A 20,172-nucleotide genomic window follows, 5' to 3' on the forward strand; every position below is an offset into this window, starting at 1 on the left:
GCCACAGCCACCCGTAGCCGGACCCCCGGCCCCCGCTCACCCCGACCTGGCCGACTCCGACCTGGCCGACTCCGATCCCTTCCCCTCCCCGTGATCAACACCCTCACCTAGGATGGCGAGAACCATCTCAGCGGCCCGACGGGCTTCCTGATCCGCCTCGCGAGAGCGCGCGGCGGACATCGAAGGACATGCCCCCACCCGCACGAGTCTTCTTCGTGCTGCCTGGGGGCATTGCCTTGCTGTTCCGTGAGTCCGCGGCGTCCGTGGCCGCTCGCATCCTCGAAGGGTCGCTGGCGCTGCATCTGACCGAGAACTTCCGTCACCAGCACGGCCGGCGCGCCGGGCAGCCGGAGGTACGGTCCTGGGAACGCAGCCTCCCGGCCCTCGTCAACGCCCTCATGGAGGCCGGACTCGACGACGTCGAGATCCTCATCGAGTACAGCCTGCCCCTCACCAGCAAGCGCGCGGACGCCGTACTCGCGGGCGTGCACCCCACCACGGGTGAACCGTCGTACGTCGTGGTCGAACTCAAGCAGTGGAGCGCGGCCTACCCGGAGGAGGACGAGCCGCTGCTGTGCCGGATCGACGCGTACGCGCACCCCGTACTCAACCCGATCGAGCAGGTCCGCGGCTACTGCGAGTACCTGCTGTCGTTCAACGGCGCGCTGGAACGAATGCCGAGGTCCCTTGCTGGGGTGGCGTTCCTGCACAACGCGACCGAGTTCGGTGTCGCGGGTCTGCGGGGCGTCAAGGAGGACCAGCACGGGCGGATGTACACCGGTGAACAGCGCGGCGCCTTCCTGGACTTCCTGCGCTCCCGGCTCGCCGCGAAGCCCGGTGCCGAGGCCGCCGACGTACTGTGCGACGCCAGGATCCGGCCGTCCAAGCAGCTGATGGCCGTCGCGGCGGCCGAGATCCGCGACCGCGAGCAGTTCGTCCTCCTCGCCGAACAGCGGGTCGCCTACGAGCAGGTGATGTCCGCCGTCCGCAAGGCGAAGCGGTCCAATCACAAGCAGGTCGTCGTGGTGACCGGCGGTCCCGGCTCCGGCAAGAGCGTCGTGGCACTGTCGCTCCTGGGCGAGCTGTACCGGCGTGGGGTGACCGCTCTGCACGCGACCGGGTCCGCGTCGTTCACCAAGACGATGAGGAAGGTCGCCGGGGCGCGCATGCCCGTCGTGCAGAAGTTGTTCATGTACTTCAACAGCTTCATGGACGCCGAGCCGAACGACCTCGACGTGCTGATCTGCGACGAGGCCCACCGGCTGCGGAAGACCTCCGCCAACCGCTACACCAAGGCGGAACTGCGCACCGGCCGCCCCCAGGTGGCCGAGCTGATCGACGCGGCCCGGGTGCCGGTGTTCCTGCTCGACCAGCACCAGGTGGTGCGGCCGGGCGAGATGGGGACGACGGAGGAGATCAAGCGGGCCGCCGCCGCGCAGGGCCTCGACTGCACGGTCGTGGAGCTGGACGGCCAGTTCCGGTGCGGCGGGAGTGACGCGTACGAGAAGTGGGTCGTCGACCTGCTCGGGCTGGAGAGCGGCACGCCCGGCGTGTGGGAGCCGGACGGCAAGCTGGAGCTGCGGACGGCCGAAAGCCCTCAGGAACTCGAGGACTTCCTCGTCGCGCGGCGCGAGGAGGACTACGGAGCGCGCATGTCGGCCGGCTACTGCTGGAAGTGGACCACCAAGGTCACCCCGGACATGACGACGCTTCCCACCGACGTCGTCATCGGCGACTGGGCGCGGCCCTGGAACGTGTACGGCGACCGGTCCGTGCTCGGCGCGCCGCCCGCACCCCTGTGGGCCACCGATCCGGCCGGTTTCGGGCAGGTCGGCTGTGTCTACACGGCGCAGGGATTCGAGTACGACTGGTCGGGCGTGATCATCGGCCCCGACCTGGTGTGGCGTACGGACCGCTGGGTCGTGGACCGGTCTGCGTCGAAGGACCCGATCTTCACGAAGGCGACGCCGGACAGCGACATCGACCGGCTGATCCGCAACACCTACAAGGTGCTGCTGACGCGGGGCATGGTCGGCACGATCATCTACTCAACGGATCCCGAGACGCGTGAGAAGCTGCGCTCGCTGGTGCATCCGATGTCGGGGGTGGAGGCACCGGTCCTCGTGTAGTCGGGCGAGTGCGAAAAGTGGTCGCCGGGACGCTGATCGCGCGCCGCGGAAACGACGTCCGCCGGTGGACGTGGGCGGGCTATCGGGCCAATGCGACGTTGGGCGCGACGCTGATCGCCGGCCCGGTTCGACCCGCCCGGCTTGGCGGCCACCGCTTGCGCGCGGCCGGGCTGCACCATGCTCACCACCGACCACCCACGCGTGACCGCCGAGAAGATCTGATTCGCGACACCACGACGGGCCCGCACAACGCCTGTTCCCGAGTGCCCGGCTACCTCAACTCCGGCCCTGTTCCCGGAGGATGAGACACCCCACTGTCTGTCCTTGCGCGGTGATGCTGAAGTGGGGTGATGCATTGCGGCGGCGGTGAGGCCGGGGTGCGGCGCCGGTTGCTCCGGCCGACCAGGAGTGTCCCTGGCCCTCGGATGCTGTGATCAGTGCCTGGACGAGCCGGCAGAGAGGTCCCCTCCGCCTCACCTCCGCCGGTCGTGCGTCAAACGTGCGTCACGTGCGTCACGTGCGTCGAACATGCGTCAAGATATCGCCCGTAACGCACGTAGCGCACATAATGCCCATCTGCCGAACTCGCAGGTCAGCGGCCCTTTTCGGCAGGCTCAAGGATCGCCACGCACTCCACGTGATGCGTCATCGGAAACAGGTCGAACGCCCGCAGCGTGCGCGGCTTGTAGCCGTTCTCGGCGAAGTACGCCAGGTCCCGCGCCAGCGCCGCCGGGTCGCATGCGACGTACGCGATGCGTCGCGCGCCGAGGCCCGCCAGGTGCTTCACCGTCTGCTTGCCCGCCCCCGCGCGCGGCGGGTCGAGCACAATCAGGTCCACCTCGGTGATCTGGGTGCGCGGAAGGATCTGTTCGACCTTGCCCTGTTCGATGCGCACCCGCTCGAAGCCCTGGAGGTTGTGCCGCGCGTCCTCGACGGCGCGCTTGCTGGACTCGATGCCGAGCACCGCGCCCTTCTCGCCCACCCGGTCGGCGAGGGCGCCCGCGAACAGGCCGACCCCGCAGTACAGATCGAGCGCCATGTCGCCCTTGCGCGGCAGCAGGCCCTGCATGACGGCCTTCATCAGCGTGTCGGCTGCCTGCGGATGGACCTGCCAGAAGCCGCCGTTGCCGACGCGGTAGGTGCGGTCGTCGGCACGCTCGCGTACGAAGGCACGTCCGTGGACCCGGTGGACCCCGCCGTCCTTCTCGTCGACGCGCAGCACCGAGACCGGCTTGTCCAGCTCCACCAGCGGCAGCCGGCCGCCCGGGCGCGGGGTGAGGATGACCTGGCGGTCGTTCGATCCGGTCGCCGCGATCGCCTCGACCGAGGCCATCTGCGGCCAGTCCTGCAACTCGATGCCGAGCTCACTGACCCCCGGCGCGGCGATCATGCAGTGGTCGATCGGCTGGATGTCGTGCGAACGGTGCTTGCGCAGTCCCACGCGGCCGTCCTCGTCGACGGCGTACTGCACGCGCGTGCGCCAGGCCGGCACCTCGCCCGCGGGCAGCTTGTCGCCGGGCGCCGGCATGACCGTGCCGTCCCAGCCGGCCTCCTCGGGGGTGAGGCCCGCGAGCCGCTGGAGCTGTTCGGCGATCACCTCACCCTTGAAGCGGCGCTGCGCGCCCGGCTTGGCGTGCTGCCAGTCGCAGCCGCCGCACTTGCCGGGACCGGAGTAGGGGCAGGGCGCCTCGACGCGGTCCTTGGACGCCTCGATGATCTTCACCGCGTCGGCGCGCAGGAAGCGGGAGTCCTCGTCGCCGTCGGTGACACGGGCCACGATCTTCTCGCCGGGCAGTGTGTGCCGTACGAACAGCACCCGCCCTTCCTCGGTACGGGCGATGCAGTGGCCGCCGTGTGCGACGGGTCCGACCTCGACCTCGTACTCCTCCCCGACCAACGACGACTCGGATGCGTTCTGCATGGCGGGGTGACTCCAGGGATGCGAGAGGGGCTGCCGTCCGTGTGCGGACGGCAGCCCCCCAGTCTACGTGGGTGCGCGGACCCCTCAGCCCTTCCCGCTGGGCTCCTTGGGGCGCTGGTCCACGGGACCGCGGCGCACGGAACCGGGCGCGTTCCACTCCTGGCGCTTCCTCGCCCGCTTCCTCGCGGCCTCCGAGGACACCAGCTGGTACGGCACCGAGGTCACCATCACGCCGGGCGTGAACAGCAGGCGACCCTTGAGCCGCAGAGCGCTCTGGTTGTGCAGCAGGTGCTCGTACCAGTGGCCCACCACGTACTCGGGAATGACGACGCTGACCACGTCCCGCGGGCTCTCGCGCCGAAGCCCCTTGACGTACTCGATGATCGGCCGGGTGATCTCGCGGTACGGGGAGTCGAGGATCTTCAGCGGCACATTGATGCCGCGCCGCTCCCACTCCTCCTTGAGCGCCTTGGTCTCGGCCGGGTCGACGCTGATGCTGATGGCTTCGAGCTTGTCGGAACGCATCAGCTTGGCGTACGCGAGGGCGCGCAGCGTCGGCCTGTGGATCTTGGAGACCAGGACGATGGAGTGCACGCGCGACGGCCGCACATAGTCGTCGGGGCGCTCCTCGGCGGCGGCGATCTCCTCGGAGACCCGGTCGTAGTGCCTGCGGATCGCGGTCATCGTCCCGTAGAAGATCACCATGCCGAGCAGCGCCACCCAGGCGCCGTGCGTGAACTTCGTCGCCAGCACGACGACGAGCACCAGGCCCGTGAAGAAGGCACCGAAGGTGTTGATCGCCCGGGAGCGGACCATGTGCCGACGCTTGGCCTGGTCCTTCTCGGTCCGCAGATGGCGGTTCCAGTGCCGGACCATGCCGATCTGGCTGAGGGTGAAGGAGACGAAGACGCCGACGATGTAGAGCTGGATGAGCTTGGTCGAGTCGGCGCCGTAGACCCAGACCAGCAGGATGGCCGCGCCGGCCAGCAGCACGATGCCGTTGGAGAACGCGAGCCGGTCGCCCCGGGTGTGCAGCTGGCGGGGCAGGTAGCGGTCCTGCGCGAGGATCGAACCGAGGAGCGGGAAGCCGTTGTACGCGGTGTTCGCGGCCAGGAACAGCACGAGTGCGGTGGCCGCGGCCAGGACGACGAAGAAGAACGTCCCGTCTCCGAAGACGGCGGCGGCGACCTGGGAGATGACCGGGTCCTGCACGTAGTCGTCGCCGACCGGGACGCCGTTGCGCAGCAGGTCGTTGGCGGGCTGCTCGGCCATCTTCACGTCGGTGGCCATGGCCAGGCCGATGATGCCGCAGAACATGGTGACGGCGAGGGCGCCCATGAGGGCCAGCGTGGTCGCGGCGTTCTTGCTCTTCGGCTTGCGGAAGGCGGGGACGCCGTTGCTGATCGCCTCGACGCCGGTGAGCGCTGCGCAGCCGGAGGAGAAGGCACGCAGCAGCAGGAAGACGAGGGCGAAGCCGGCCAGGCCCTGGTGCTCGGCCTTGATCGCGAAGTCGGCGGTGGGGGCCTTCATGGTGTCGTCGAGGACGAGGCCCTTGAACGCACCCCAGGCGATCATGATGAAGACACCGGCGACGAAGACATAGGTCGGGATCGCGAAGAGCTTGCCCGATTCCTTGACTCCGCGCAGATTCATCAGGGTCAGCAGAATGATGATGGCGACGGCGCAGAGAACCTTGTTCTCGACCACGAACGGGATCGCGGAGCCGAGGTTCTCCACCCCGGACGAGATCGACACGGCCACGGTGAGGACGTAGTCGACGAGCAGCGCGCTGGCGACCGTGAGGCCGGCCCTGGGGCCGAGGTTGGTGGTGGCGACCTCGTAGTCGCCGCCGCCGCTCGGGTAGGCGTGCACGTTCTGCCGGTAGGAGGCGACGACGGTGAACATCAGCACCACGACCGCGGCCGCGATCCACGGGCTGAAGTGGTAGGCCGACACACCCGCGATGGAGAGCACCAGGAGCACTTCGCCCGGCGCGTACGCCACCGAGGACAGCGGGTCGGAGGCGAAGACGGGCAGAGCGATGCGCTTGGGGAGGAGTGTTTCTCCCAGCCTGTCGCTGCGCAGCGCCCTCCCGATCAAGATCCGTTTGGGGAGGTCGGTCAGTTTGGACACGCAGAGGATCGTAAGCGTTCGAAATGCGCCATGCCCACCCACCACCCCCCTCGGCCGCGGAATCTCCTGTTCCGCACGCGTAAGGGGTCCCTGCGCGGACCGCGCGTGTGTAGCTTGGGCCGCGGTCTGAGACCCTGTTAAGCCTGAGCACAAGACCATTGCCAGCCGGAAGGACGGTCGTGCACATCGTCATCATGGGATGCGGGCGAGTGGGAGCCGCTCTCGCGCAGACCCTGGAGCAGCAGGGGCACACGGTCGCCGTCGTCGACCAGGACCCCACAGCCTTCCGACGCTTGGGTTCCGGTTTCGGCGGACGCCGCGTCACGGGGGTCGGTTTCGACCAGGACACCCTGCGTGAAGCGGGGATCGAGGAAGCCGGCGCCTTCGCCGCCGTCAGCAGCGGCGACAACTCCAACATCATCGCCGCGCGGGTCGCCCGCGAGATGTTCGGTATCGAGAACGTCGCGGCCCGTATCTACGACCCGCGGCGTGCGGAGGTGTACCAGCGCCTGGGCATCCCCACGGTCGCCACGGTCCGCTGGACGGCCGACCAGATGCTGCGCAGGCTGCTGCCGTCCGGCGCGGAGCCGCTGTGGCGCGATCCGAGCGGCGGCGTGCAGCTCGCCGAGGTGCACACCTCCGCCTCCTGGATCGGTCACAAGGTCAGCAAGCTGCAGGAGGAGACGGGCGTGCGCGTCGCGTTCCTCACCCGGCTGGGCGAGGCGGTTCTGCCCACGTCACAGACCGTGCTGCAGGAGGGCGATCTGGTCCACGTGATGATGCGTACGGACGAGATCGAGAAGGTCGAGGCGGCTTTCGCCGAAGGCCCTGAGGAGGGCGGTCACTGATGCGGGTCGCTATTGCCGGCGCCGGCGCGGTGGGCCGTTCCATCGCGGGCGAGCTGCTGGAGAACGGGCACGAAGTGCTCCTGATCGACAAGGCGCCGACCGCCATCTCGGTCGAGCGGGTGCCGCAGGCGGAGTGGCTGCTGGCCGACGCGTGCGAGATCACCTCGCTGGACGAGGCCGCGCTGCAGCGCTGCAACGTCGTGATCGCGGCCACCGGTGACGACAAGGTGAATCTGGTCGTCTCGCTGCTCGCGAAGACGGAGTACGGCGTTCCGCGCGTGGTGGCCCGGGTCAACAACCCCAAGAACGAGTGGCTCTTCAACGAGTCCTGGGGTGTCGATGTCGCCGTCTCCACGCCGCGTCTGATGTCGGCCCTGGTGGAGGAGGCGGTGAGCGTCGGCGATCTCGTACGGCTCCTGCGCTTCAGCCACGGCGACGCGAACCTGGTCGAGCTGACGCTGCCGCCGGAGTCGGCGCTGGCCGGCACTCCGGTCGGGGATGTCGCATGGCCCGAGGACACCTCGCTGGTCACGATCATCCGCGGCTCGCGGGTGCTCACTCCCAGCACGGAGGAGACGCTGGAGGCGGGCGACGAGCTGCTGTTCGTGGCGGCCCAGGCGCGCGAGGAGCAGCTGGAGGACCTGCTGTCGGTCCGCCGCGAGGACGCGACGGGCTGACGCCCGGTTCGCCGGTCGTCCGCACGCCGCAGGGCCCGGATCCCAGGACGGCATCCGGGCCCTGCGGCGTATGCGGTGAGCCGCCCCGCGACGGATGCGGTGAGGCGGTGTCGCGGTACGCGGCTACGGTTTGCGGTGCCTGGCCGGACCGTCCGACAGCCGCTGGACGCCTTCGTCGACCAGGGGCTCCATCGTCTCGTCGAACCGCCCGGCCGCGCGCTCGCGCTCCTTCTCGGCCTGCTCCTCCGCCTCCATCTCCGCGAAGACGTCGATCGGCGCGGGTGCCTTGGCCAGGAAGACCCAGGTCAGATACACCGCCAGCAGGAACGGCGGGATCTTGAGGGCGATCAGGACCCAGCCGAGCTGAGTGGTGTCCGCCCACCAGTACAACGGGAAGAGGATCGCGCACTTGGCCAGGAGGATAAGCCCCCACGCCCAGCTCGCCTTGGCGTACGCCTTCTTGCGGCCCGGGTTCCGGGTCCGCCAGGAGAGGTTCTCCTTGAAGACCGGGCCGAGGATCAGACCGATCAGCGGGACGCCCGCGATCGTCGTCACGATGTAGGCGATCGCCAGGCCGAGGGTGTAGAGCATGCCCGGCAGATAGAAGTCCTTGGCGTTGCCGGTCATCATCGCGAAGACCACACCGAAGGCGACCCCGAAGACGCCGCTGAAGGCGTGCTTGACGGTGTCCCTGCGGATCAGCCGGACGGCGACGAGCAGCAGCGAAACCGCGAGGGCGGCGATCGCGGAGACGTGCAGGTTCTTGTTGACCGTGAAGATCGAGACGAACAGCAGTCCGGGCAGAACCGTCTCCACCATGCCGCGCACGCCACCGAAGGCCTCGAACAGCGCCGCCTCCGTCACTGCTTTGGCGTCGCTGTCCTGCTTCTGCTGGTCGTGCGCGGTCGAGTGGGCGGGGGTCGGCTTGTCGAAAGACGTCACCGGCTACTCCTGTCCGAGCGGTCGGAGTTCGTATTTGGGGTTGAACAGCACCCGGCGGCCGTGGCTCATGGAGATCCGGCCCGAAGCGATGAGCCTGCGGCCCGGTTCGATGCCCACGATGGACCGGCGGCCGAGCCAGACGACGTCCAGCGGGGCCGTACCGTCGAAGAGCTCCGCCTCCAGCGCGGGTACACCGGCCCTCGGACGCAGGGTGACGGTGCGCAAGGTACCAGCCACCCTGACTATCTGGCGGTCACCGCACTCGGCGATGCGGGTACACCCCGATGCCTGCGCGTCCTCACGCAGTTCCTCGGACTCGAGGTCCTGCTGGGAGGAGGACAGCCGGTCGAGCATGCGACGGAAGCGCCCGGCCGGCTTCTCAGCCTTGTCGGAGCGGGGTGCGGCACTCATGGGTCAAGACTACCGGCCATGTCTGTCCTCGAATCAGCGCTCGAAGCGGTAGCCCATGCCCGGCTCGGTGACGAAGTGCTCGGGGTGCGAGGGGTCCGCTTCCAGCTTGCGGCGCAGCTGGGCCATGTAGACCCGCAGATAGTTCGTCTCGGTGCCGTAGGAGGGGCCCCAGACCTCCTGGAGCAGCTGCTTCTGGCTGACGAGCCGGCCCGTGTTGCGTACGAGTACCTCGAGCAGATGCCACTCGGTCGGGGTCAGCCGCACATCGCGCCCGTCCCGGTGGACCTTCTTCGCCGCGAGATCGACGGTGAAGCCCTTCGTCTCGACGATCACGACGTCGTCGTCTCCGCCGCCGACGGGTTCGGCCCTGCGGACGGCGGCGCGCAGCCGGGCGAGCAGCTCGTCCATGCCGAACGGCTTGGTGACGTAGTCGTCGGCGCCGGCATCCAGCGCCTCGACCTTCTCGTCGGAGGTGTGCCGGGCGGAGAGGACCAGGATCGGAACGCGGGTCCAGCCGCGCAGGCCCTTGATCACCTCGACGCCGTCCATGTCGGGAAGACCGAGGTCGAGCACGACGACGTCGGGGTGGCGGGCCGCGGCCACCTGGAGCGCGGTCGCACCGTCGGGAGCGGCGTCCACCTCGTACTTGCGCGCCTTCAGGTTGATCACGAGGGCGCGCACGATCTGCGGCTCGTCGTCGACCACGAGCACCCGGGTCATCGGGGCCTGCCTTTCTGCACTGGTGTCCGAGCTGTCGCCGGACCTGTCGCGGAGCCTGTCGCCGGAGCAGGCGCAGTGCCTGTCGCCGGAGCTGACGTCTGCGCCTTCTGTCCCGCCTGCTTCCGTCCCGCCGTCCCGGTCACGAGGTGACCCGGGCGGGCAGATCGGCGGCTATGGAGGTGTTGCCCGGGGCCGCCCTGAGGGTCAGGACCATCGTCACGCCCCCGCCGGGGGTGTCCTCGGCGGCCAGGGTGCCGCCCATGGACTCGACGAAGCCACGGGCGACCGCGAGACCGAGGCCCACCCCGGCACCGCGTGGAGCGTCACCGTAGCGCTGGAACGGTTCGAAAATCCGCTCCTTCACGTCATCGGGGACACCGGGCCCACGATCGGCGACCCGCACCTCGACCCGGTCGCCGAGTGCGCTCGCGGCGACGGTGACGGGGATGGCGTCGGGGCTGTACTTGACGGCGTTCTCCACGATGTTAGCGACGGCTCGCTCCAGCAGCCCACGGTCGACGGCGACCATGGGCAGCGTCTCGGGGATGTCGAGATCCACGCTCTCGGCGGGCACGCCGACGAGCGCCATCGGGACCACCTCGTCCAGGTCGGTCACCCGGATGAGCGGGGTGACGGTGCCGGTCTGGAGGCGGGACATGTCGAGGAGGTTGCCGACGAGATGGTCGAGGCGGTCGGCGCCGTCCTCGATGGCTTCGAGGAGCTCCGCCTCGTCCTCATCGGACCAGGCGACATCGTCGGCCCTGAGCGAGGAGACGGCCGCCTTGATGGCGGCGAGCGGGGTGCGCAAGTCGTGACTGACGGCGGCGAGCAGGGCCGTGCGTATCCGGTTTCCCTCGGCCAGCCTGCGGGCCTCCTCGGCCTGTCCGACCAGGCGCTGGCGGTCCAGTACGACCGCGGCCTGCGCGGCGAAGGCCGACAGCACCCGGCGGTCCTCGGCGGGCAGGACCCGGCCCGAGAGGGCGAGTGCCATGTGGTCGCCCACGGGCATGTCGACGTCCGCGTCCTCGGGACGTGCGACGGTGCTGGGGCCGACGCTGCCGGCACACGTCCACGGCTCGACGTCGCTCTGCCGCTCCAGCAGTGCGACGGAGACCATGCCGAAGGTCTCGCGGACCCGCTCCAGCAGCGCTTCCAGGCTTGTCTCGCCCCGCAGGACGCTGCCGGCCAGGAAGGAGAGGATCTCGGACTCGGCCCGCAGCCGGGCGGCCTGATGGGTGCGGCGGGCGGCCAGGTCGACGACGGAGGCGACCGCGACGGCCACCGCGAAGAAGATCACGATGGCGACGATGTTCTTCGGGTCGCTGACCGTGAGGGTGCGGGTGGGGGGCGTGAAGTAGTAGTTCAGCAGCAGCGAGCCCACGGCGGCCGAGGCGAGGGCCGGCAGCAACCCGCCGAGCAGCGCGGACAGCACGGTCAGGAAGAGGAAGAGCAGGACGTCGTTGGCGAGCCCCAGGCTGTCGTCGAGGCTGGTCAGCAGCAGCGAGAGCAGTACGGGACCGGCGACCCCGGTCAGCCAGCCCGCGATGATCCGGGAGCGGCCGAGCCGGGCGCCGCGGGCGACCGGCAGTCCGCGGCCCTTGCCGGCCTCGTCGTGGGTGACGATGTGGACGTCGAGGTCGGGCCCGGACTCCCGGGCGACGGTGGCGCTGACGCCGGGGCCGAAGACGTACTGCCAGTTCGGGCGGCGGCTCGCGCCGAGGACGATCTGGGTGGCGTTGACGCCGCGGGCGAAGTCGAGCAGGGCGTGCGGGACGTCGTCGCCTATGACGTGGTGGAAGGTGCCGCCGAGGTCTTCGACGAGGGTGCGCTGGACGGCCAGTTCCTTGGGCGAGGCGGAGGTCAGCCCGTCGCTGCGGGCGATGTAGACGGCGAGCACCTCTCCGCCCGCGCCCTTCTCGGCCAGCCGGGCGGCGCGGCGGATGAGGGTGCGGCCTTCGGGTCCACCGGTGAGGCCGACGACGATGCGTTCACGGGCCTGCCAGGTGGAGCGGATGTTGTGCTCGCCGCGGTACTGCTGGAGGTATTCGTCGACCCGGTCGGCGACCCAGAGGAGCGCCAGCTCGCGCAGGGCGGTGAGGTTCCCGGGGCGGAAGTAGTTGGACAGGGCCGCGTCGACCTTGTCCGAGGTGTAGATGTTGCCGTGGGCCATACGGCGCCGCAGGGCCTGGGGCGACATGTCGACCAGTTCGAGCTGATCGGCCCGGCGGACGACCTCGTCGGGAACGGTCTCGCGCTGCCGTACGCCGGTTATCGACTCGACGACGTCGCCCAGCGATTCGAAGTGCTGGATGTTGACCGTCGAAATGACGTCGATGCCGGCCGCGAGCAGTTCCTCGACGTCCTGCCAGCGTTTTGCGTTGCGTGAGCCCGGCACATTGGTGTGCGCGAGTTCGTCCACGAGGGCGACGGCGGGACGCCGTGCCAGGACCGCGTCGACGTCCATCTCGGTGAAGACCGTGCCGCGGTAGTCGATCTCGCGCCGGTGAAGCTGCTCCAGGCCGTGCAGCATCACCTCGGTGCGGGCGCGTCCGTGGTGCTCGACGAAGGCCACCACGCAGTCGGTGCCACGCTCCACGCGCCGGTGCGCCTCGGACAGCATCGCGTACGTCTTGCCGACGCCCGGCGCCGCACCGAGGTAGATCCGTAGCTTGCCGCGTCCCATGGCCCCATTGTCTTTCGGAATCCGCACCTTCACGCTGCGTCGACCTTACGGCCAGCGTTCCGGACAATCCGGGCACCGGGTGACCCTCAGCTGCGGTATTGACGCGATTCTGATGCGCCCGCCGCATACCGAAGCGGCCCGTGGCGGTCCGGGGATCCGGAACCGCCGCGGGCCGCGGGCAGACTGCGGATGCACCAGCCCCCGAAGGGGTCAGCGCACCTCGGTGATCTCGGGGCCGCGCTGCAGCTGCCCCATGCCACCGGAGAACCGGGAGTTCTCCTGGTCCTCCTGCTGGACACCCTCGGGAACCATCTGAGCGTCGTCCGGCAGCTTGAGGACGATCGGGTCGCGCGGCGCCATCGGCCCCTCGCCCCGTACGACGACGGTGTCCCGGAAGATCTGCTCCAGGAGACCGGCGGCCTCCGGCTGCACCGCGCCCTGTCCGGAGATCACTCCACGGAGGAACCAGCGCGGGCCGTCGACGCCGACGAAGCGCACCAGCTGTACGCCTCCGGTGCCGTCCGGGAGCTGCACGGGCACCTGGGCCCTCAGCTCCCAGCCGAGCGGGCCCTCGACCTCGTCGATGATGCCGCCCTGCTGCGTGATGCCCGAGGCGATCTCCTCGCGGACCTCGCCCCAGATGCCTTCCTTCTTCGGCGCCGCGAAGGCCTGCAGCTGTACGGCGCTGTCGCGCAGCACGACGGTGGCGGCGACGATCGCGTCACCCGCGACCTCGACGCGCAGCTCCATTCCGTCCACTCCGGGCACGAAAAGGCCGCCCAGATCGACCCGGCCCTCGCCGGGCTTGGATACCTCGGACACGTCCCAGGGGCCGTCGGGCCGGGGCGCCGGCGGAAGGTTCACCCGGCGGGGCGTCCCCTTCTCATCGGCGTACTCCGTGTCACGCTCGTCGACGACCTGCTCGGCCTCGCCCGCTGCGTCCGCCGCGTCCTCGGCGGAACCACTCTTCTTGCGACGTCCGAACACGTCACTGTCCTTCCCGGTCGGATACGGCCGAAGCGTATCGATTCCCACCCGTTGAGCCGTCCACTGCGGCATGACCGCCGGTGGAACCGAAGCCCCCCTCGGCCCGCGCCGAGCCGGGAAGCTCCGCCACCTCATGGAAGCGCACCTTCTCGACCTGCTGGACGACCAGTTGGGCAATCCGGTCGAACCGATCGAACCGCACACTCTCGCGCGGGTCGAGGTTGACCACGATCACCTTGATCTCCCCACGGTACCCGGCATCCACGGTCCCCGGGGCATTCACGAGGGCTACTCCGCAGCGGGCGGCGAGGCCGGAGCGCGGGTGCACGAAGGCCGCGTACCCGTCGGGCAGCGCGATGGCCACTCCGGTCGGAAGCACGGCCCGTTCTCCGGGGGCCAGCTCGGCGGCCTCGGTGGTCACGAGATCGGCGCCGGCGTCGCCCGGGTGCGCGAACGCGGGGAGCGGCACCTCGGGGTCCACACGACGGATCAGCACATCGACAGGGTTACGCATCAGGGGTTCACCTCGAAGGCGCGGGAGCGCCTGATCTGGTCGGGGTCGGCCATCGCTGCCTGGATCTCCTCCGGGCGGCCGTTGTCGATGAAGTGGTCCACTTTGACCTCGATGAAGAGGGCTTTGGCCCGGACTGCGACGGGCCCTTCCGGGCCGCCGATGCGCCCCACGGCGCTGGAGTAGATCTTCCGCCCGGAGACCGCGTTCACCTCGGCCTGCAGATGCAGGACGGTGTCCACCGGCACGGGACGGACGAAGTCGGTCTCCAGCCGGCCGGTGACCGCGATGGTGCGCAGCAGCCAGTTCAGCGAGCCCAGCGTCTCGTCCAGGGCCGTGACCAGCACACCTCCGTGCGCGAGGCCGGGCGCTCCCTGGTGGGCGGGCTTGACGGTGAATTCGGCGGTGATCGTCACGCCTTCACCGGCCCGCGACTCGAGGTGCAGCCCGTGCGGCTGTCCCCCGCCGCAGCCGAAACAGTGTTCGTAGTGCGCGCCGAGGAGCTCACCGGGGGCAGGGGCCTCGGGATGCCGTACCGGCGGTAGGGCATCGGCCGGAGGAGTCAGAGCCGAGCCCCGGGCCGATGGTCCGGGGCTCGCCCCCCGGGAATTCGCAGTGCTCACAGGCGCAGACCTTACCCGCGCGGCCACCGGCCGGCCGCACCGTGCCAAGCTTGGCGTCATGCAGCCTTCCGCCCCGCGCTACGAAGAACGTCTGACCGCGCCCCGTTCGTGGTGGGCCATCACCGCCCTGATGGGCGTCGCGGGCGGTCTCGTCCTGCTGCCGCTGGGTCCGCTGCCGATGCTGGGCGGCCTGATCCTCGCCACGGCGGTGGCCGGCGTCGTGGTGAGTTCGTACGGCTCGGTACGCATCCGCGTGGTGGCCGGCTCGCTGGTCGCGGGCGACGCCCGGATTCCGCTGACGGCGCTGGGCGATGCCGAGGTGCTGGACGCGCAGGAGGCGCGCGCCTGGCGCTCCTTCAAGGCCGATGCGCGCGCGTTCATGCTGCTGCGCAGTTATGTGCCGACGGCGCTGCGGATCGAGGTAACAGATCCGGATGACCCGACTCCGTATGTGTATCTGTCGACCAGGAACCCGAAGGCGCTGGCAGCCGCCCTGGGCGAGGTGCGCGCGGCCTGACGGCTTGGGGACTCAGCGTCCCAGTTCGCGCGTCACGGAGAACGCTTCCAGCGGTTCCTCGGGCTGTTCCAGCGGCGGGAGCGCGGGCAGCGCGTCCCAGGGGACCTGTCTGGTGCGCAGATCCTTGCGGATGCGCCCGGCGAGCTTCCTGGTGTCACGACGGTTCATCACGGCGCCGACGGCCGCGCCGACCATGAACGGCATCAGGTTCGGAAGATTGCGCACCATGCGCTTCATGATCTGCTGGCGCAGCTCGCGCTTGAGCTGGCCGCCCAGCGCGGCGTTGACCGTCGAGGGCTTGGCCACGTCGATCCCGCGCTCCTGCGACCATGAGGTCAGATATGCGGTGCTGCGCTCGGTGAGGTTGCCCGGCGGCCGCAAGCCGTAGACCTCATGGAGCTCGGCGATGAGCTTCAGCTCGATCGCGGCGACGCCGGCGATCTCCGCGGCCAGCTCGGCCGGCATCGCCGGCGGGACGGGCAGCATCGCGGCCGCGCCGATGCCCGCACCCACGGTGGAGGTGCCGTTCGCCGCGCCCGTGACGAGCTTGTCCGCGAGCTGCTCCGGGCCGAGGCCCGGAAACTGTCTGCGAAGCGTCTTGAGATCGCGAACCGGCACACGGGGTGCGTTCGCGATCAGCAGGTCGGCGATGTGGCCGAGCACCGCTTTGGCGCTCTCGCCGCCCTTCCGGACGCCCTGGCGTACGGCGGCCAGGCGTGGGGCCCTGAACCTGGACCCCGCCTGACCGGCTCCCGCGAGCGAGGCCATGGGGCCCCGCCCGTCATCTCCTGCGCCGTGGAGCAGCAGGGCGGCCGACTGCTCGGCAGACGCTATGGCGTCCTGTGCCGGGCCCGTACCGCCCTGGTGCGCCTGCGACGGCTTCTGACGCCGAAGACGCCGCTTCCTGGACGGTGTCTCGCCTGCCACGGCCGACCCGACCTCAGTCGCAGTCGCGGCAGATCGGCTGGCCGTTCTTCTCGCGGGCCAGCTGGCTCCTGTGGTGCACCAGGAAGCAGCTCATGCAGGTGAACTCATCCGCCTGCCGTGGCAGCACGCGAACGGACAGTTCCTCGTTGGAAAGGTCCGCTCCGGGCAGCTCCAGGCCTTCGGCCTGCTCGAATTCGTCGACATCGACGGACGACGTCGTCTTGTCGTTCCGGCGGGCCTTCAGTTCCTCAAGGCTGTCCGAATCGACGTCGTCGTCGGTCTTGCGTGGGGTGTCGTAGTCCGTTGCCATGTCGCTCTCCCCCTCTGGGTGTGGTGTCTGCGGTGTCTCCAGCGCACGTAACGCGTGAGAGGCCGGACTTGTGCCCGACCCGAGGCGGAGATTTTGCCTCACATCAAGGTCTGTTACTCAATCGACACCCAACCGGATCCCCCGAGAGTGATCGGGTTGGATGGCGATCGGGACCGTACACGGTCCGAATGTCGCACTTCACGGGCGCCACCCCGTGTACTTCCCGTGATCTCGACCCCCGGAAACCCGGACTTTTCCCGGCTTTCCGGTAAGAGTCTTGATCACAGAGAGTAGATGGCCTGAAATTCGCCTATGTGATCGATCCCACACGGGCCCCTCGGGTATGAGTCCCAAAAATTCCGCGCAAAGCGAACGAAGCAATGTGCGTCGATCAGCATCTCAGACCGGGAGGGTGACACGCATCACGAGGCCACCGCCCTCACGAGGCTCCGCGATGATACGGCCTCCGTGGGCGCGCGCCACCGAGCGGGCGATCGAAAGCCCCAGGCCGACGCCCTTGTCGCTGCCCGTGCGCTCCTGGCGGAGCCGTCTGAAGGGCTCGAAGAGGTTGTCGATCTCGTATGCGGGAACCACCGGCCCCGTGTTCGAGACCACCAGGATTCCCTGGTCCTGCTGGATCTCTGTGCTGACATGCACCCAGCCACCTTCCGGAATGTTGTAGCGCACGGCGTTCTGGACGAGGTTCAGGGCGATCCGCTCCAGCAGGACGCCGTTGCCCTGCACCACGGCGGACGCCCGTTCCCCGCGGATCTCGATGCCCTTGGCGTCGGCCTCGGCGCGGGCCTGGTCGACGGCGCGCGTGGCGACCTCGGCCAGGTCGACCGGTTTGCGCTCGACGATCTGGTTTTCACTGCGGGCGAGCAGCAGCAGGCCCTCGACCAGCTGTTCGCTGCGCTCGTTGGTGGCCAGGAGGGTCTTGCCGAGCTGCTGGAGCTCCGTGGGAACCCCCGGGTCCGAGAGATGGACTTCCAGCAGCGTGCGGTTGATCGCGAGCGGTGTACGCAGCTCGTGCGAGGCGTTCGCGACGAAGCGCTGCTGCGCGGTGAAGGCCCGGTCCAGCCGGTCCAGCATCTCGTCGAACGTGTCCGCGAGCTCCTTGAGCTCGTCGTCGGGGCCGTCGAGCTCGATGCGCCGGGACAGATCGGAACCGGCCACCTGACGCGCGGTGCGGGTGATCCGGCCGAGCGGGGACAGGACCCGTCCAGCCATCGCGTAGCCGAAGGCGAAGGCGATGATGCTCAGGCCCAGCAGCGCGAAGAGCGAGCGGCGCAGCAGGTCGTCCAGAGCCATCTCGCGCTGGTGCTGAAGACATCCCGCGACGGCCTGGTTGAACTGCTGGCCGGTGCCCCCTCGCGGGAGCCTGCACCAGTCGGTGGTGGCCTGAACCTGGCCCTCGACGATCGTGAACGGCAGATCGGCGACGCTGACGTGCAGCGCCTGCGCGGTGAGCAGATAGATGATCGAGAGCAGCAGGATGCCCGCGATCAGGAACATTCCGCCGTACAGCAGCGTGAGCCGTATCCGGATCGTGGGACGGAGCAGGGGACGGACCGGGTCCCTGGGGTCCCAGGTCGGTTTCGGAGGCGCCTCGGGCGGCGCTGGAGTCGCTGCCACCGAGATCAGATCCGGTAGCCGGAGCCGGGAACGGTGACGATCACGGGCGGCTCGCCGAGCTTTCGGCGCAGGGTCATGACGGTGACCCGCACGACGTTCGTGAACGGGTCGGTGTTCTCGTCCCAGGCCTTCTCCAGGAGCTGCTCGGCCGAGACGACCGCGCCCTCGCTGCGCATCAGGACCTCCAGGACGGCGAACTCCTTCGGGGCGAGCTGGATCTCCCTGCCCTCGCGGAAGACTTCGCGGCGGTTCGGGTCGAGCTTGATGCCCGCGCGCTCCAGGACGGGCGGCAGCGGCACGGTCGTGCGCCGGCCGAGCGCCCGCACGCGCGCGGTGAGCTCACTGAAGGCGAAGGGCTTGGGGAGGTAGTCGTCGGCGCCCAGCTCAAGCCCCTCCACCCGGTCGCTGACGTCGCCGGAGGCGGTCAGCATCAGGACCCGGGTGGGCATGCCCAGCTCGACGATCTTGCGGCAGACGTCGTCACCGTGGACGAGCGGGAGGTCCCGGTCCAGGACGACCACGTCGTAGTCGTTGACCCCGATGCGCTCCAGCGCCGCGGCGCCGTCGTACACGACGTCGACGGCCATGGCCTCCCGGCGCAGTCCGGTGGCCACCGCATCGGCGAGCAGCTGCTCGTCCTCGACGACGAGTACGCGCACGTCGTGATCCTTCCTCCGGGCCCGTCACCCATGATGAGGGCAGGTGTGTGCACTGACTGTGCGCGTCCATCCTGCCCTTTACGCGCGTAAACCGGCCGTAAGACAAAGCCCACCGGACGCCGCCGACCTGGGCCTGAAGGAATCCACCGGATTCCTGGGCCAGTTGAGGTTTCTCTGAGGGAAGGCTGGGGGAGGACGTTTAAACACCCGCGATCACGCCCTGTATGTGGCAAGCCACGACCTGTTCCAGGGTTGATCACCCACCGTCGGCACACCCCCGTGCCACTGACCCACGACGAGGGGGCGCACCATGGACGCATTCACCTCAGGACTGCTGCAGCGCATAAAGGCCGCGCAGACCGACCTCACGCTGGCTCGCGAGACGGGCGACGACTTCCTGGCGGATGTCGAGCAGGCAGAGCTTGACGACCTGCGCCGCCTGGCTGCCGAGCACGGCGTCGAGGTCAGCGCGGCATAGCGCCGAACCGACAGTGAAGGGCCCCGACGCCGCGGGACGGCGCCGGGGCCCTTCACTGTCGGTTCGGCGCGGCACTGTCGGTTCGGCCCGGCCGTGACGGCACCCCCCTTGGGGCCCTCTCTTCGGGACCGGGGCCCGTCGTGTGTTCGGGATCAGGCCAGGGTCTTTCGTTTGCACCAGGCCCGCTCATGCACCAAACCCCGCTGATGCGCCAGACCCCGCTCACTGATCCGGCCTGATCCAAGTGAAGGGCCGCCTAGTCGTGCCAGGCGCCGAACTCCTCCAGGAGCGTCTGCAGCGGCTCGAAGACTCCGGGGCTCGCCGCCACCGTGAGATCGCCGTCCGCCCGGCTGCCCGGGCGTCCGCCCGTCAGGGCTCCCGCCTCGCGGGCGATCAGATCGCCCGCGGCGAGGTCCCAGGGACTGAGCCCGCGCTCGTAGTACCCGTCGAGACGGCCCGCCGCCACATCGCAGAGGTCCACGGCAGCGGAGCCGCTGCGGCGGATGTCCCGCAGCCGTGGGATCAGCCGCTGGGCGACGTCCGCCTGGTGGCTCCTGACGGACGCGACGTAGTTGAAGCCCGTGGAGACCAGGGCCTGGTCCAGCGGGGGCGCAGGGCGGCACTGGAGGGGCTTGTCGCCGGTGTACGCCCCGTTGCCGAGGACCGCGTGGTACGTCTCCCGGCGCATCGGGGCCTCCACCACGCCCACGACCCGCTCGCCGTCGCGCTCGGCCGCGATGGAGACCGCCCAGGTCGGCAGGCCGTACAGATAGTTGACCGTGCCGTCGAGCGGATCGATCACCCAGCGCACTCCGCTGGTACCGGCCGTGGAGGCGCCCTCCTCGCCGAGGAAGCCGTCGTCGGGGCGGCGCTCGCCCAGGAAGCCGGTGATCAGCTTCTCCGCCGCGATGTCCATCTCGGTCACGATGTCGATCGGGCTCGACTTGGTCGCCGCGACGCCCAGGTCGGCGGGGCGGCCGTCGCGCAACAGCTCCCCGGCCCGGCGGGCTGCTTCCAGGGCGAGGTCGAGCAGTTCGGACAGGAGAGTTTCGGTCACGGGG

19 protein-coding genes are annotated in these 20,172 nt (G+C 69.6%); 5 read left to right on the forward strand and 14 right to left on the reverse strand.

What is annotated here, in order from left to right; translation table 11 throughout:
- Positions 1–188: 188 nt before the first annotated feature.
- A complete protein-coding gene (locus OG293_RS07770; RefSeq protein WP_405998031.1) occupies positions 189–2,129 on the forward strand; it encodes a DNA/RNA helicase domain-containing protein in 1,941 nt (646 codons plus the stop codon).
- A 592-nt stretch (positions 2,130–2,721) separates the two neighbouring features.
- On the opposite strand, the gene OG293_RS07775 is transcribed toward OG293_RS07770, so the two are convergent.
- Positions 2,722–4,050: a class I SAM-dependent RNA methyltransferase gene (locus OG293_RS07775; protein WP_405998032.1), complete on the reverse strand. Its 1,329-nt coding sequence runs from the start codon at positions 4,048–4,050 to the stop codon at positions 2,722–2,724.
- A gap of 84 nt (positions 4,051–4,134) precedes the next feature.
- Positions 4,135–6,183, reverse strand: coding sequence for an APC family permease (locus OG293_RS07780; RefSeq protein ID WP_405998033.1), 2,049 nt, complete (start codon positions 6,181–6,183; stop codon positions 4,135–4,137).
- Positions 6,184–6,362: 179 nt separating this feature from the next.
- Here OG293_RS07780 and OG293_RS07785 point away from each other — a divergent pair, with 179 nt between their 5' ends.
- Positions 6,363–7,031, forward strand: a complete 669-nt coding sequence (locus OG293_RS07785; RefSeq protein ID WP_405998034.1) for a potassium channel family protein — start codon at positions 6,363–6,365, stop codon at positions 7,029–7,031.
- The gene (locus OG293_RS07790) at positions 7,031–7,708 is read left to right on the forward strand and encodes a potassium channel family protein (RefSeq protein WP_405998035.1); all 678 of its coding nucleotides are present in this window, start codon (positions 7,031–7,033) and stop codon (positions 7,706–7,708) included. The genes OG293_RS07785 and OG293_RS07790 overlap by 1 nt, the downstream gene beginning before the upstream one ends.
- A 123-nt stretch (positions 7,709–7,831) precedes the next feature.
- Here the strand turns inward: OG293_RS07790 and OG293_RS07795 are convergent, their stop codons facing one another.
- The 7 genes from OG293_RS07795 to OG293_RS07825 form a co-directional block, all read right to left on the reverse strand.
- Positions 7,832–8,650 carry a DUF3159 domain-containing protein gene (locus OG293_RS07795; RefSeq protein ID WP_405998036.1) on the reverse strand — a complete coding sequence of 273 codons (819 nt, stop codon included), beginning with the start codon at positions 8,648–8,650 and terminating at the stop codon, positions 7,832–7,834.
- Between the two features lie 3 nt (positions 8,651–8,653).
- Positions 8,654–9,061 carry an OB-fold nucleic acid binding domain-containing protein gene (locus tag OG293_RS07800; RefSeq protein WP_405998037.1) on the reverse strand — a complete coding sequence of 136 codons (408 nt, stop codon included), beginning with the start codon at positions 9,059–9,061 and terminating at the stop codon, positions 8,654–8,656.
- A gap of 33 nt (positions 9,062–9,094) precedes the next feature.
- On the reverse strand, positions 9,095–9,781 hold the full coding sequence (locus OG293_RS07805) for a response regulator (RefSeq protein WP_405998038.1): 687 nt from the start codon (positions 9,779–9,781) through the stop codon (positions 9,095–9,097).
- A 139-nt stretch (positions 9,782–9,920) separates the two neighbouring features.
- Entirely contained in the window at positions 9,921–12,464 is a 2,544-nt protein-coding gene (locus tag OG293_RS07810) for an ATP-binding protein (protein ID WP_405998039.1), read from the reverse strand.
- A gap of 210 nt (positions 12,465–12,674) precedes the next feature.
- Entirely contained in the window at positions 12,675–13,451 is a 777-nt protein-coding gene (locus OG293_RS07815; RefSeq protein WP_405998040.1) for a DUF3710 domain-containing protein, read from the reverse strand.
- A gap of 1 nt (position 13,452) precedes the next feature.
- Positions 13,453–13,965, reverse strand: a complete 513-nt coding sequence (gene dut / locus OG293_RS07820; RefSeq protein WP_405998041.1) for a dUTP diphosphatase — start codon at positions 13,963–13,965, stop codon at positions 13,453–13,455.
- Complete coding sequence (locus OG293_RS07825; RefSeq protein ID WP_405998042.1) at positions 13,965–14,585, reverse strand: PaaI family thioesterase; 621 nt, start codon at positions 14,583–14,585, stop codon at positions 13,965–13,967. Before OG293_RS07825 ends, dut begins: the two co-directional genes overlap by 1 nt.
- Positions 14,586–14,643: 58 nt before the next feature.
- On the opposite strand from OG293_RS07825, the gene OG293_RS07830 reads away from it, so the two are divergent.
- Positions 14,644–15,102 carry a DUF3093 domain-containing protein gene (locus OG293_RS07830; RefSeq protein WP_405998043.1) on the forward strand — a complete coding sequence of 153 codons (459 nt, stop codon included), beginning with the start codon at positions 14,644–14,646 and terminating at the stop codon, positions 15,100–15,102.
- 12 nt (positions 15,103–15,114) lie between these two features.
- On the opposite strand, the gene OG293_RS07835 is transcribed toward OG293_RS07830, so the two are convergent.
- The 4 genes from OG293_RS07835 to OG293_RS07850 all read right to left on the reverse strand — a co-directional run bounded on the left by OG293_RS07835 (position 15,115) and on the right by OG293_RS07850 (position 18,633).
- Complete coding sequence (locus OG293_RS07835) at positions 15,115–16,029, reverse strand: hypothetical protein (protein ID WP_405998044.1); 915 nt, start codon at positions 16,027–16,029, stop codon at positions 15,115–15,117.
- A 13-nt stretch (positions 16,030–16,042) separates the two neighbouring features.
- Positions 16,043–16,339, reverse strand: a complete 297-nt coding sequence (locus tag OG293_RS07840; RefSeq protein ID WP_142213239.1) for a DUF4193 domain-containing protein — start codon at positions 16,337–16,339, stop codon at positions 16,043–16,045.
- A gap of 399 nt (positions 16,340–16,738) precedes the next feature.
- Entirely contained in the window at positions 16,739–17,974 is a 1,236-nt protein-coding gene (locus tag OG293_RS07845) for a sensor histidine kinase (protein WP_405998045.1), read from the reverse strand.
- Positions 17,975–17,979: 5 nt separating this feature from the next.
- Positions 17,980–18,633 carry a response regulator transcription factor gene (locus tag OG293_RS07850; RefSeq protein WP_405998046.1) on the reverse strand — a complete coding sequence of 218 codons (654 nt, stop codon included), beginning with the start codon at positions 18,631–18,633 and terminating at the stop codon, positions 17,980–17,982.
- A 310-nt stretch (positions 18,634–18,943) separates the two neighbouring features.
- On the opposite strand from OG293_RS07850, the gene OG293_RS07855 reads away from it, so the two are divergent.
- Positions 18,944–19,111: a hypothetical protein gene (locus tag OG293_RS07855; protein WP_405998047.1), complete on the forward strand. Its 168-nt coding sequence runs from the start codon at positions 18,944–18,946 to the stop codon at positions 19,109–19,111.
- Between the two features lie 256 nt (positions 19,112–19,367).
- Here the strand turns inward: OG293_RS07855 and OG293_RS07860 are convergent, their stop codons facing one another.
- Positions 19,368–20,168, reverse strand: coding sequence for an inositol monophosphatase family protein (locus tag OG293_RS07860; RefSeq protein ID WP_405998048.1), 801 nt, complete (start codon positions 20,166–20,168; stop codon positions 19,368–19,370).
- Positions 20,169–20,172: the final 4 nt, after the last annotated feature.

Origin of the sequence: Streptomyces sp. NBC_00829 (genome assembly GCF_045161795.1) — a bacterium.
In the GTDB taxonomy this organism is placed as follows: Bacteria; Actinomycetota; Actinomycetes; order Streptomycetales; family Streptomycetaceae; genus Streptomyces.

Bases quoted from the DNA above. Each gene is read 5' to 3' on its own strand.
- OG293_RS07830 (WP_405998043.1), top strand. From the start codon at position 14,644: ATGCAGCCTTCCGCCCCGCGCTACGAAGAACGTCTGACCGCGCCCCGT.
- OG293_RS07855 (WP_405998047.1), top strand. From the start codon at position 18,944: ATGGACGCATTCACCTCAGGACTGCTGCAGCGCATAAAGGCCGCGCAG.
- OG293_RS07810 (WP_405998039.1), bottom strand. From the start codon at position 12,464: ATGGGACGCGGCAAGCTACGGATCTACCTCGGTGCGGCGCCGGGCGTC.
- OG293_RS07790 (WP_405998035.1), top strand. From the start codon at position 7,031: ATGCGGGTCGCTATTGCCGGCGCCGGCGCGGTGGGCCGTTCCATCGCG.
- OG293_RS07840 (WP_142213239.1), bottom strand. From the start codon at position 16,339: ATGGCAACGGACTACGACACCCCACGCAAGACCGACGACGACGTCGAT.
- OG293_RS07800 (WP_405998037.1), bottom strand. From the start codon at position 9,061: ATGAGTGCCGCACCCCGCTCCGACAAGGCTGAGAAGCCGGCCGGGCGC.
- dut (WP_405998041.1), bottom strand. From the start codon at position 13,965: ATGCGTAACCCTGTCGATGTGCTGATCCGTCGTGTGGACCCCGAGGTG.
- OG293_RS07770 (WP_405998031.1), top strand. From the start codon at position 189: ATGCCCCCACCCGCACGAGTCTTCTTCGTGCTGCCTGGGGGCATTGCC.
- OG293_RS07805 (WP_405998038.1), bottom strand. From the start codon at position 9,781: ATGACCCGGGTGCTCGTGGTCGACGACGAGCCGCAGATCGTGCGCGCC.
- OG293_RS07775 (WP_405998032.1), bottom strand. From the start codon at position 4,050: ATGCAGAACGCATCCGAGTCGTCGTTGGTCGGGGAGGAGTACGAGGTC.